The organism is Prochlorococcus sp. MIT 1201 (assembly GCF_047303415.1).
GTDB classification, from domain to species: Bacteria; Cyanobacteriota; Cyanobacteriia; order PCC-6307; family Cyanobiaceae; genus Prochlorococcus; species Prochlorococcus marinus_D.
This window is the reverse complement of sequence record NZ_CP138947.1, coordinates 882,892-895,287: the sequence shown is the minus strand read 5'-3', so window position 1 is coordinate 895,287 and position 12,396 is coordinate 882,892. Positions and strand designations below refer to the sequence as shown.

The window sequence follows — 12,396 nt, the reverse complement described above, 5'->3', positions numbered from 1 at the left end:
TCAGTCTCAAGTATCGTTAGCTAAAGAGCATTAACAGTTTCATCTAAACTTATGATCAAACAATTAATCTAAATAGACAGAAAAATCAATTACATTTTACCAATTTGTACTCAATAACGTTTAAATATAAGAGTAGTCTTGCTACTGAGCTAATTTTTCCATAAACGGAATCCCTGGTAGAGCCGTTTTGACGATCGGCAACCATAGGGAATGGCGAATTGTGCAATTTGGCTGGAAGGCGATTGCAACCACTGTGAACCAACAGAGCGCTAACGCCTACCTCGACGACATGGGACTTACAACGGCAACTGAGCCGCGTAGCACCATGGCTACTGATGGCAGCCATGCTGACATCAGTTGGGAAAATCTCGATGGGCTGAGCTACTACACACAGACTCTCGCAGCACATGCCACAGACAAAGCATCTCACAACCTTTTAGGCCACATGGGATCAGCACTCTTTGATCAACTTCAAGGTGCTAGCTGTCACGTGCCCAGCCAGCGGACAGGGAACAATCAACAGGCAGTGGCAAAAGTCATCAAGGGCCAAACAATCTGGCCTTACACCGACCTTTTACTTCGCGGGATGGGGCCTAGCCTCGAAGAAGCGATCATCGTGCATGCAGGCGAGGCTACAACTGCCTAGTAGCGCTATCAGGCCTTGCCACAAAGGCAGAAGGATCAACTATTGACTTGGCTCAAACAACTTTAAAGAAACAACGCGATCGACCTTAAGAGGCTGCCTTGCTTGCAGGAATCTCAAACCAACAATTGCGCCAATCACTCTCATTAGCGGTTACTGTTGAGAAATGCATTGCAGAGGTGGCCTTGCCGACTTCTTCGTCCCTGGCCCGTATCCATGGACAACTTGAGGTTGGCTTGCATCAGGGTGGTCGACGTTTAACGCCTCAAAGACGCCGCGTTCTTGATCTCTTTGAAAGTATTGGTTCTGGCATTCACCTCAGTGCTGAAGAAGTGCATCGGCAACTTCTAGAAGCAAACTCGAAGGTGTCTCTAGCAACGATCTACCGCACGCTGCGCTTGCTTGTCGACATGGGCTTTCTACACGAGTTGGAAATAAGCGATGGCGGACATCGCTTTGAATTAGCAAGTCACGACCATCCTGATCATCACCATTTGGTATGCGTGCGTTGTGGTCGTACTGAGGAGTTTGAGAGCAAGCCAGTACTGGAAGCTGGACGCTCTGCTGCTGAGCGAATCGGGTTCCAACTGATCGAGTCAACCTTGAATGTAAGGGCTCTATGTCCGTCTTGTCAGAGACCCTCTACAACCAATGTCCATTGATGGCTGATGACAAACATCAATGCTGAGAATGCTGATCACACGGCATCCAATGGGTTCCCATCTGGTGAACGCCTTTGCATCCCAACTCACGTGCCTTCGCTTCGGCCTCCAATTGAGTGGGGTAGGCCATCAAGCGAGGGTCCGTCTGCGACGAAGACTTGCCGCTCAAGGGAAGGTGATGCTGATGGGAATTTTCAATCTCCGACCCACCCAATGACACCAAGCCCATGCTTAATGGACCTGCCGTCCACACTCCCATGGTGCTTACACCAACAGAAAGCAAGCCCATCCCAACGACAGAAGCATTGATCACCCCCATGGCCACAACGCCAATGGAAACAACACCCATGGGAACAACACCAATGCAAACCACTCCCATTGGCACAATACCGATCGAAATTGTGCCTAAGGGAGCTATCCCAATAGCCAGCTTTTTCGGTTTGCTCCCGCAGTGTGCTGATGCTTTGTCATCGCCAGTTTTATCAGCAGTGTTCATGGATTGTGTTGAGACTCCATTTGAATGCCGTGCTTGTCACAGACCATCCACATCTGACCCATCTGATGGGCTCCCTTACAACCAAATTGTGGAGCTGCAGCTTCTGCCTCAGCTTGAGTTCTAAACATCGCCTGCTTCGGTTCAGTCGCTGATGTTTCAGCAGCGTTGATCCCTACTTCGCTCATTAAAACTGTCAATCCAGTCGTTGCAGCAATCAACAGTAGCGATCCACTTAATGTAGTTGAGGCTGATCGGCCCATGAGCTCCATTATTTCCACCATCCATGATGCATCCAGATTGAAGGATGCACCACAAAATCCTCTCGCTCGCTTTTGGCGAGCGAGAGCTAGATCAGGCCCATCGACTGCACCAAAACTCCACAAGCGTCGAGGCTATGGACGCACCGTTTGCTGACTGGTGGCACGAGATCGTCGTGTTCAAACCATTGGTTTTTGAAGAGGCCTTTGAAGCAGTTTTGGCTGTCCGCGAGCAACGCACCGTTTTGCTCAACATCTGTCGGATGGACCCGGAACATGCCCGGCGCACCATTGATTTTGTGATTGGAGCTGTGACTGCGCTTGATGGACAATATGTGCGCATTGACGAGAAAGTGTTCCTATTTGCACCTTCACTTGTCGCGATCAAGACGTTGCAAGGTTCCCTTATAAGAGATTCAAGCAGCAAATCTATCGAGCGCTAATGATCAGCTTTGATCACAGGGCCTTGAATGATTAACCGATCTCTCCCTCAGATTGAAGGGCGCCGCCACAACTGGATCCATTACCTGCAGTGCAACCAAAACAATGAGGTCCAACAGTGATTGGTTGACCAGGCCATTGAATTTCGACATCCAGCAAGTCCCTGAGGTGTTGAACAGGCCCCTTAAGGTGAAGACTCAGTTGCTGGTTAAAGTCACAGTCAAAAAGCTGGCCCTGCCAATTCACACTGATCAAGCTTCGGCACATGACCGTTTTTAGATTATCGGGATTATGAGCACCTTCTAAAAGCTGCTGATAAATCTCTCGCTGGCCGGACATGGTCAACTGTGTAGCGAAACGTTGAATCGGCATGTTCGCTATCGTGAATAATCTGGTGAATTCAATGCCATAACGTTGTTTCAGCTCTTTACGATAGGCCTCTTCTAGTTGAGCTTGAGGAGGAGGCAGCTGAGGACCCTGGGGGTTAAAAATCAAGTTGAGAATTAGTTGCTCATCGTTTTTCCCATAACCAAGTTGATTCAACTGACGTAATCCAATAAGGCTGCGTTCAAACACTCCTTTGCCACGTTGTTGGTCTACATTCTCCGCCTCGTAACAAGGCAGAGAAGCCACCACAGTGACACGATGTTTTGCGAGAAAAGCCGCCAAGTTTTCCTGGCCTGGCTCAGTGAGGATGGTTAGGTTGCAACGGTCGATAACCTCCACACCCAAACAGCTGGCCTGAATGACCAAATCCTTAAATCCTGGGTGAAGCTCGGGAGCGCCACCGGTGAGGTCAAGACATTCCAGCTGGTATTGATCCAACACCTTTGGTATCAAGGCCATGGTTTGGGGATCCATCATTTCCAGACGGGTCGGCCCTGCATTCACATGGCAGTGGGCACAGCTCTGGTTGCATCGGTAACCAAGGTTGACCTGCAAAGTACGTAGGTTGTCCCGATGAAGCTCCGGGAAAACCTCAGATCGAAACGCAGTTGCTGATGTGTCGTGAGAAGGCAACACAGAAATCATATGAGTGCAATCATCCTGACGTGGCCAATGGCAAACAAACCACTTAGTTAGTTATTACTGCTGATGTCGAAACAAACTGATGATTCTTTGCAAACAGAACCATTAGCGAGACGACTTAATAGAAGTGCAATACTTTACTTACGTTCAACGCAAGCTCTTTATTGAAGTTCTCATCCACTAGCACAAGAGCAAAGAGATAACAATAAAACATACACAAGACATCCTATGCTTGCTACATTTGGGTTCAAGTCTGTACAACATTTACGTTCCAACTCTTGCTTTATCGATCGAGAGAGATAAATAGCAAGACGATCAATCATACTGCAAAGATGATGCAAAATACTCGAGGAGTAGAGCAGGTCTCAATGCCGTGCTTCCCAAGGAGCACCAACAGGCAGTAATGTATATTTACGCTAAAAAATGATTAACCTTAAAAAGAATCTCTTTCTAAAAAAGACATGGTTAAAAACAATCATTCAAGGTGAAGGAACTCTAGTGCTGATATCTAATCTCACCCTTGAGGCCCAATAGGCACGAAGGAATGGTCTCCTCTTAAGCCTCCCAAAGATTGCTAATTACAGCATTCAACGAGCTGAACGACGTTCAGCAAGTGACCTAAACCAAGCCACGTACGTGCTGGGGCCGCTAGGAACCAGTACATCAAAATGCAAGGGATCCTCAGGATCACTGATCCCTTGTAAACGTTCATCCGCCAAGCTGGGTCGGTATACTTCACCACCACTACTATCGACAAGAACCACTCGATTGGTTCGGTTATAAGTTGCACCTAAATCCTGTAGCAAGGTAAGAAAACCGCGGTCGCTTCCGCCACGTAACCATCCAGTTCCATCTGGAGATGGATTGGATGTAACCGTATCACCCACACCCATCAACAGTGGCATCTGATCAACAGGAATATGTTTGCGGCAGAGATCCAACAATCCCTGATGAGTCTTAGGTGCTGAACGCACATCAAAGTCTTTGCCGAGAGGAGCTGTGCCTTTGTGTTGAGCGATATGCTTGTTAATCAAAACCAATAGTCCGGCTTCCTTAACAGCACCTTTGAGCATGAACTGGATATCAGTGGTGCCTACATCGCCAGGGGCAGCAGGCTTGAGCCTCTCCCGTTGTCCATCACAGCCCATGTTGGGAGCAATATGCAGAAAAAACGAATTTGGCAAACCAGCACTTATTGCACTATTAATCAATTCATTCATCAATTCCTGCAGCATAATTTGCAGGGATTGATGAATACCAACATCGTCAGGAGACAGGCTAAACAAGCCATTCAAGAGAATTGTGGGCGATAGCTCTGTATCTAGAACTGACATCTTTGCGAGGGTTTGGATCTCATCAGAGGTGATCTGGGGAAGCAATGCAGGGAGACGCTGTTCCAGCAAGGTCTGCATTCGGCTAGGCAGTGCAGCAAGAAAGGCAATTTCTGCATCACTAATGCCGGGATGACTGATCTCGCCATAACAATTCTGCAGTTGCACTCCGCCTGCGGCTAATCCCGGTAAGTAGAGGCCCTGCTTAGCCGGCAGCTGGGGATCACCCAAAGCCCTCTCGACTACACAATTAACTCCACGATATCCGCCATGCTCTCCATTGGTCAGTACAGAGAAAGACCCCTCAAGCCTTTTGGCTGCCCATACGTAGGCAGGATCCAAAACTCTCGTCAGAGGATCCTTGACAAGAGGGATACAAACGCCGTCAAGATCCTGAACGATCAAGAGGTCTTCAGTACTGACCATCTCAGCCAAAAGCTGATCGAGGTCGATGTGGCCCATGTTTGGTTGCTATGGCCGGGTCTACACACCTTCCCACGTTGAGCACGATGGGCCAAGCCACTGACATGGAAACACTGTGGCTAGCACCTGCTGACTAATGAGCAGCTGTATTGGCGCGAGGTGAAAGTTCAGCTGTTTGTTAAGCAGATCCTGATTGAACTAAAGGCCACAAAAGCAGACCGATCTGAACAGAAGCTGCTCGATTTATCATAGAGATTAAACGTTTTAATATGGTGATATGCAAATTCCCATTTTCCTGAGATCAGCTGCATCCGTAGGGTTAAAGAAGACAACAACAAATCTGCATAGAAGCAAGGAGAAGTGATGAACAACAGTTTTTTCACCAAGTCCCTAAATCCGGAGTTGATTCAAAGCAGAATTAAAGCACTTGAGAATGGCAATGTCGGGTTCTACAGCGTGGGGCTTTATCCAGCCTCACTGGCATACAACTGTGCGATGCAAAGCGCTGGTGTCAGCTTATTGCTTGCCCCACGTCCAGAACGAGAATTGCTGGGAGCCTTTCCAGAGGGTTCTTTGGATGGAATGGACGAGGCCCATGTTGCATCTGTTATCAAGATGGGCACACATGTAAAAGCTGGAGTTCGTGTCACAAACACACTGGCTGATCTAATTGAACGCTGTGAGCTCGTCGTTCTCAGTGCGAACAGCAACCATGTAGAGCTAGACCTTGAGGAAGCTTGTCGACTTCGTGAGGAGATGAAACGAGAACAGGTTGTTCTAGCTTGTCTGGCCGGTTCCTTCTCTCATAACCAGATCAATAATGAATCATATGTCCTATGTGAAAAGCAACCAAATTTAGCGTTCTTCTCAGGATTTCACCGCCATGGAGCATTGCGAAATCCGTTTGATAGCTTCACGGCCAACTTCTGCCATCCAAATGCACTGACAGCGATGCTTGGAGCTCGAATGCTGGATCGATTGTCACCAAATATCCAGGTATCGTCAGGCGTTCACAATATTGAAGGGCAATATATCAAAGCAGCAAAAAATATGGCATCAATATTTGCTGGGTTTGGTTATACATATCACCATGATAATCCAGGCGTACTTCCAACTCTGCTGACCTTACTTTTAGATCAGTGTCTTGATCAAGCTGCCACAGTATCGATGTGTAGAAATGATCGTCATGGGCTCTACAATCAACAACCATTTTCATTAACTGAGCTTGGTTACGGAGTGCAGCGCATTGAAGCCGCATTAGCTCGAGATGGGGAGATGGAAAAGGTACGAGATCACACCTTTGCACAACTTACTGCCATGGTTGCAGATGTTAGGGGCAGTATGATGCTTCCGGTTTGTGGCAAACCAACGCGTAACTTTCAAGCTGGGCAAGTACTCGCTAAAAAGATGAAGGAAGAAGAGCGCTGCCCTCATCAAATGGAAGAACTTGAAGAATGGTGTGAATCTGATGGGCTACAAAAGGGAGGGTTAGAAGGCTTGAAGTCTCTGCGTTATTGGCCACAGATTGTTCGTAATTACTCTATTCCTCTGAATGATTCATCGATGGTGAATCTTTTATACATGTCTATCTATGGAAATCAGTCCAGCAAAGGAGTTGCTTATTCTGTGATGACAGAAAGCCGTGAACTCACTAATTACTGCCAGGAATCTGTCAGACCAACCCATAGCCGCAGATATGCCGAAGCTCTTCAAAATCTTGACAACTCAGAGGCCATGGATCTCATCGTTAATGCAGTGATTGCCGACAATGGGCGTCGTGCAATCCGAGATGATTCATTGCTTAATGATTCGGAGGCAGTAGACAAGACACCAGCTTATCTCAGAGCGATGAATGTAATCGAGACAAGCCTATAAGTAGGATTCCTCAGCAGATCACCAGTAATTTCAAAACATCTGCTGAATTGAAAGCAAATATCGATTGATTTGAATCATGAGCAAGCTAGCTGATCTAGTTATCAGATTATAAGTCTGAGTCAATTAAGGACTTGGCAAGTAAATAGTCTTATCAGCAATTGTTTCGTAAGGGGTTGGGTCGCAACTGAGCACAATCACCTGAAGGCCACGCTTTACCGCCTGGGTCATCATCCTGAGCACTGTCTCGATGCGATCTGGATCAGTATTGGTAAAAGCATCATCAAACAGAATTGGCAAACAGTCGCCATGTCCTCCTTTGAGGGCATCTGCGATCGAAAGACGAAGAGCCCCATTGAGCTGTTCCTTCATGCCGCCACTTAAATCTCGAAATTGTACGTTTTGACCGTCACGTCTAAGGCCTAATTCTCGAAATCCATCATGAGGGTCGAAATTAAGGTGACAACGATCATTTTCGTTACCAAGCAGGGGCTCTAAGTAAGAACAAATTGCCTGACTAAGTGGAGTCGTATATCGATTTGATAGTTCAGCTTGAGCTTGTTGAAATGATTTTAAGAGTCTTTGCTGTGCATGAGCAAGCATCAATTGTTCACGCTCCTCCAGCTTGGCCTGATTGAAGTTTACGCGGGCTTCCTCAAGAGCAACATAAGGTTCAAGGCTTCCAAGCCCTTCACAGCGTTCACGCAGAGCTCCTCGTTGTCCGCTAAGCAGCTGTAAATATTCCTGCAAACGTTTTTCTTGAGCATCCAGCTCTGCAAGAGCTGACTTGATGGCTTGTAGAGTTTGTTTTCCGAGCTGTTGTTCTAAATCAGAAACTTTCTGTCCCAAATGAGTCAGTGATTGATTAAGTTTCAGTAGTTTTTCCTCAATCTCTGGTTCAGGACCATGTTCAGCCAAAAGAGATTTCATCTGTTGTTTTCGTTCGATTTGTTTTGCACTTAACACCTCAAGCGAAAGTGTAAGCTTCTGTAAGTTCTTGTCTTGCTCATACTCTTCTCTATGCAGCTGCTGAAGTCGCAACTTGATCACCTTAATTGACTCACTAATGGTTCTGTAGCTCTGACGATATCGCTTAAGCTCAACGCGGATGGCATCGAGATCAAGAAGTTGATTCAAGCTTCCATCATTAGAGAATAAACTATCATCTAGCTTTGAAAGTTCTGATTCTAAGGTCATCTCTTGTTCAAGTTCTTGCTGACGATTTTCAAGTTGTTTTCTCTGTAGAGATAGGCTTATATTTCCATCATGTCCATCTTGACATCCATTGAGTTGTTCGTTGACAAGATTCAATTGCTGACTCAACTGATTCCTGTGATTAATCTTTTGTTCGGCTTCCTCCAAAGATTTCACTTGCCAAGCCTTCAGGGTCTCCGTGTACTTCAGAAGATGCCTCTCATAGTCACGTTTTAGTTCTTCAATTCCCGTACCTTGGCCAGGAATAATATGAAAGCAAACTCCATCACCAACATTCACGGTGAAGCTTGATATAAGGCGTTTCTTCTCACCCTCCTTCAGGGGCAAACCATCGACAAGTACAGGCTGATCTGCACGTTCTAGATTGAATTCAGATGCCATCGTTTCAATGCGAATAGCACATCCTTTGACTTGGTCATAACAATCACGAAGACGCTGCAAGTTAGCCACACCAAGATCAGGCAGTGCATCGAGTTGAATTTGAAGTGTTTGGGATTGTTTGCGCAAGCGTTGTTGCTCGTTGTGCTGTCGTTGGAGGGATTCGCGTTGAAGCTTGAGCTGTGTGAGTTCTTCTAACCGTCTCATGTGCAGACCCCTTAATTCCGAGTCCGACCGTTGTTGATCCAGATCATCGAGCTTTTGCTGTGTGGTCTCAATCTGCTTTTTGGTCTCACTAAGGCTGTGCTTAAGCAGAGTCTGCTGCTCACTGCCATCCTCAAGATTCTTCTGGCAGAGGAGAAATTCATTGTGAATTTGATGATTGGCATGAAGGACGCTTTGCAGTTGTTTCTTTCGCAGTTGAAGAGGTTCGAGCTGCTGTCGATAAAGGAGCAGAGCAGCTTCGTCCTGGCGGGTCTGCTCCTGTTGCGTTTGCAACTCGAAACGTCGCTTCTTGAGGGCAGGTTTGCGGTCTGACGTGAGCAAATCAAGCTCATGTTCAAGTTGATCCAACTCTGCACTGGTGGATTCAAAGCTGTCCCGTTGCAGTTCAGCAGTTTTAAGAGCATCTTCCGCTCTCTCTCGTTGTTGCTGACATTGCCAAAGAAGTGAGTTACGACGAACCCCTCGACTCGTGAAAGTGGCTTCCACAAGAGCCTCCAGCTCCGTACTCACCTTTTGATCAAGAGGTGATTGCAAAGACACTTCTGCCCGTTGCTCCAATTGCTGCATCAACCCATTGAGGTCGTAATGCTGGGGTCCTTGATCTAAAAGATTCTGGCCAGCGAGTCCCTGTAACACCCAGAGATGAGCCCATCGACTCGGAAGGACTCGCGCTGCCTGACGACTGCCAACGATCTCATCAACTCCGAGAAGTTTTGCTAGAAGCTCTTCTGCCGCAGAACCGCTGAGTGGAACTTCTTGCCCGGTTCCATCAAGCCTTACGCTGCCACTCTGACCACTAAAGCGTTTGCTCAACGACCAGATCGCACCTTTTGCTTCAAAAGAAAGTTCAATGAGGGGGTGACCTGGAAAAAGATTAGAGCGCAACGCTTCTACTAGCGATCCGCTAGCTGTGGCCTTGAGAAATAAGCCTCGATGCATCGCCTCCACAAGTGAGCTTTTCCCGCTTTCATTGGCTCCAGAAATCAACGTCAATCCGGGCGAAAAGTCGATATCCAAGAGCCGATGACGGCGAATATTTTCAAGATGGCAGTGCAATAAGCGCATAGGGCGATCAGTTATTTAAGGATGACTCACTGCAAAGCCGATGGAGTTCACAAAGAGCTAACTCGATCAGCTCGGCTTCGCTCTGCTGTTCAGTTGTAAGAGATTTGGTAAGTTCAAGGTTTTCAAGTTCTCCCTGTAGTTGTAAGGCAATAGAACTAATCAAATGATCTTCACTGCGATCAGTCATGGCCCGAAGTTCTTCCTGACCTGGACGTCGATGGCAGGTTCCTTTGATGCGTACATGCAGCAATTGCGTCCTTAGCACCTCGATTAAGGCATCAAATCGTTGATACTCACGAAGGCTCAGTTGTCCATTAATTTCAAGACTCAATAGATCACGGCCTACTCGACTTCCAATGCGCTGCTGGAGAGTCCGCTCCAGTCGATCAAGATCGCTAGTGGTTCTGAGCTGTACCCGAAGATTGTGCCAGTGCAACCCAGCCGTTGATACAGACTTCGGGATGGGACATGTCCCTCGATCGATATCAAACACTAAAACCTGCCCACGCTGGTCCTGGTCTCCCTGATCAAAGCGGTCCGGTTCAGGGGTTCCGCAATACCAAGCACGATCTCCTACTTGTTTGAGATTGTGCCAGTCGCCAAGAGCGATGTAATCAACCTGCCCATGTTGGATCATGTCAAGATCAATGCGGTTGATCCGCTCCGACTGACCAGCACTGTCTTGGTTGTAATCAGTGCTCTCGAATCCGTGCACAGCTCCATGTGCAAGAACAATTCGAGGACAATCTTCAGCTAGATCCTGCCAATCCAGCTGACTGATCCAAGCTGAGGGGTCTTCGCTATCGCGCTGACGTAGCAGAGGGCAAGGCAAAACAAGCGCATGATCAATCAAAACCGGCTCCGGTTTTAGAAGCAACTGCATCAAAGGTGCTCGTTCCTTCAACTGCCTTTGAACATCCTGGCGCTGCCAAACACCTCCAGCTCCACCATGGTCATGATTGCCGGGGATCACCAGGACTGGACGATTCATAGAACCAATCACCTCCAAGACCTCCATCACCACAGCTGATGGGACGGTGCTGGAATCGAACAGATCGCCTGCCACCAGCACGGCATCTACGTTGTGCTCTTCGGCAACAGCAGCGATCCGTGAAACAGACAAGATCCGCTGCTGTTGCAGGCGAAAGCGCTTCTGAGGATCTGTGATATTCCTAAAGGGCTTGCCGATTTGCCAGTCAGCGGTGTGGAGAAATCGGGGCAAAGCTGCAACACACTCCGGGTCCCCATGCTGCCGTGAGTCTGCTATTTCTGAAGCCCCCTCAGGGGAGATCAACTTGGCAAAGTGGCCCTAAAAGTGTGTCAAGCACTGACCTCAAAGGTCTTCTGGACTGGAGCCAGTCAGACTTGGTCATAATTCCCCGCAGAGATAGTCAGATTTAAAGCAGTTCAGCTGCGCAGCATGGTTCTGCCACCCTTAGTGTTCGAAGTGAAATCATTAACGCCTCGGGAACGCTTTGTCCTCCGTCTGGTGTGTGACGGGTTCACCAACCGCGAGATTGGTCACCAGATGTTCATTGCAGAAACAACTGCTCGAGGGCATGTGAACTCAATCCTTCGCAAATTAAATGTCCGGAATCGTGCGGCCGCAGCTGCTGAGGGTATACGACGTCAATGGGTTGCCTAATCAAATCTTGTGTTGAAGAATCTTTGTTGAAATCCTCACTGCGTTGAGCTTAATTCAAGCGGATTGATTCTAAAGCCCAGAAATGATCTACAGAGACAAGGGCGCGCTAGCAAGTCCTGTAGATCACCACAGTTCTCGGTCACATAAGTTCCATAGAGCAAAGCAAAGTGCTTCTTGTGTTGTCTCCAGAAGTGTAGCGAGATGCCTTGCCTTGACATATCAGTTGAGCGAGGAATAACAACTCTTTCGAAACATTCGCAATAGAGGTCACTCCTGATGAATGGAGCTGCCATATTAAAGGTTTTAGCTTGCGCGCGAGACAAGAGTCATATCTATAGACAAGGATTAGAATGTTAAGTTGGAGAAACTGTTGCTGTGAAAGAGCTGCAACAATATGCAGATCAAAAAGGTGGTCTATATGGTTACTCAACCAACCTAACAAGACCCAATAATATAGGCGGTCATAGATTCTCCGTGCCTTGATCGACAGGAATAATAAAGCTCGAGTAACTATAGATTACTTATCAAGCGATTGCCTGCAAGCCAGACACTGTGATCAATACCAACCCGCAAACTTAGCCTATTAACATAATAAATTTACTACGATTAGCATCAATCTCTAGGTCTTGAACAAGGCTTGCTGCTCCAACTCAAAACATAACAATCATTCCAAGCATGATGCATGATGCACTAAGCAACCATGCCCTAACCTAA

The 12,396-nt window shown here is 47.3% G+C and carries 11 protein-coding genes; 5 read left to right on the top strand and 6 right to left on the bottom strand.

Translation table 11 applies throughout. From position 1 onward, the window contains the following. Positions 1 to 187 precede the first annotated feature (187 nt). Together SIB41_RS04480 and SIB41_RS04475 are read left to right on the top strand one after the other, a co-directional pair. On the top strand, positions 188 to 646 hold the full coding sequence (locus tag SIB41_RS04480; RefSeq protein WP_413360772.1) for a di-heme oxidoredictase family protein: 459 nt from the start codon (positions 188 to 190) through the stop codon (positions 644 to 646). A gap of 176 nt (positions 647 to 822) precedes the next feature. After that, entirely contained in the window at positions 823 to 1,305 is a 483-nt protein-coding gene (locus SIB41_RS04475; protein ID WP_370520960.1) for a Fur family transcriptional regulator, read from the top strand. A gap of 16 nt (positions 1,306 to 1,321) precedes the next feature. Here SIB41_RS04475 and SIB41_RS04470 read toward each other — a convergent pair whose 3' ends face one another. Together SIB41_RS04470 and SIB41_RS04465 are read right to left on the bottom strand one after the other, a co-directional pair. After that, positions 1,322 to 1,801 carry a hypothetical protein gene (locus tag SIB41_RS04470; protein ID WP_413360770.1) on the bottom strand — a complete coding sequence of 160 codons (480 nt, stop codon included), beginning with the start codon at positions 1,799 to 1,801 and terminating at the stop codon, positions 1,322 to 1,324. Next, positions 1,798 to 2,070: a DUF3721 domain-containing protein gene (locus tag SIB41_RS04465; RefSeq protein ID WP_041385005.1), complete on the bottom strand. Its 273-nt coding sequence runs from the start codon at positions 2,068 to 2,070 to the stop codon at positions 1,798 to 1,800. Before SIB41_RS04465 ends, SIB41_RS04470 begins: the two co-directional genes overlap by 4 nt. A 35-nt stretch (positions 2,071 to 2,105) precedes the next feature. Between SIB41_RS04465 and SIB41_RS04460 the strand changes: the two genes are divergently transcribed. Continuing rightward, complete coding sequence (locus SIB41_RS04460) at positions 2,106 to 2,501, top strand: cell division protein SepF (protein ID WP_169189815.1); 396 nt, start codon at positions 2,106 to 2,108, stop codon at positions 2,499 to 2,501. Positions 2,502 to 2,532: 31 nt separating this feature from the next. Here SIB41_RS04460 and arsS read toward each other — a convergent pair whose 3' ends face one another. Both arsS and stpA read right to left on the bottom strand, forming a co-directional pair. Next, positions 2,533 to 3,531, bottom strand: a complete 999-nt coding sequence (arsS, locus tag SIB41_RS04455) for an arsenosugar biosynthesis radical SAM (seleno)protein ArsS (protein WP_413360768.1) — start codon at positions 3,529 to 3,531, stop codon at positions 2,533 to 2,535. Positions 3,532 to 4,115: 584 nt separating this feature from the next. After that, positions 4,116 to 5,321, bottom strand: coding sequence for a glucosylglycerol 3-phosphatase (stpA, locus tag SIB41_RS04450; protein WP_413360766.1), 1,206 nt, complete (start codon positions 5,319 to 5,321; stop codon positions 4,116 to 4,118). A gap of 324 nt (positions 5,322 to 5,645) precedes the next feature. Between stpA and SIB41_RS04445 the strand changes: the two genes are divergently transcribed. After that, positions 5,646 to 7,157, top strand: coding sequence for a hypothetical protein (locus SIB41_RS04445; RefSeq protein WP_413360764.1), 1,512 nt, complete (start codon positions 5,646 to 5,648; stop codon positions 7,155 to 7,157). Between the two features lie 123 nt (positions 7,158 to 7,280). Here SIB41_RS04445 and SIB41_RS04440 read toward each other — a convergent pair whose 3' ends face one another. Together SIB41_RS04440 and SIB41_RS04435 are read right to left on the bottom strand one after the other, a co-directional pair. After that, a complete protein-coding gene (locus SIB41_RS04440) occupies positions 7,281 to 10,037 on the bottom strand; it encodes an AAA family ATPase (RefSeq protein WP_413360761.1) in 2,757 nt (918 codons plus the stop codon). 7 nt (positions 10,038 to 10,044) lie between these two features. Then, a complete protein-coding gene (locus tag SIB41_RS04435) occupies positions 10,045 to 11,259 on the bottom strand; it encodes a metallophosphoesterase family protein (RefSeq protein ID WP_413361386.1) in 1,215 nt (404 codons plus the stop codon). 198 nt (positions 11,260 to 11,457) lie between these two features. Between SIB41_RS04435 and SIB41_RS04430 the strand changes: the two genes are divergently transcribed. Beyond that, positions 11,458 to 11,682, top strand: coding sequence for a helix-turn-helix domain-containing protein (locus SIB41_RS04430; protein WP_413360759.1), 225 nt, complete (start codon positions 11,458 to 11,460; stop codon positions 11,680 to 11,682). Positions 11,683 to 12,396: the final 714 nt, after the last annotated feature.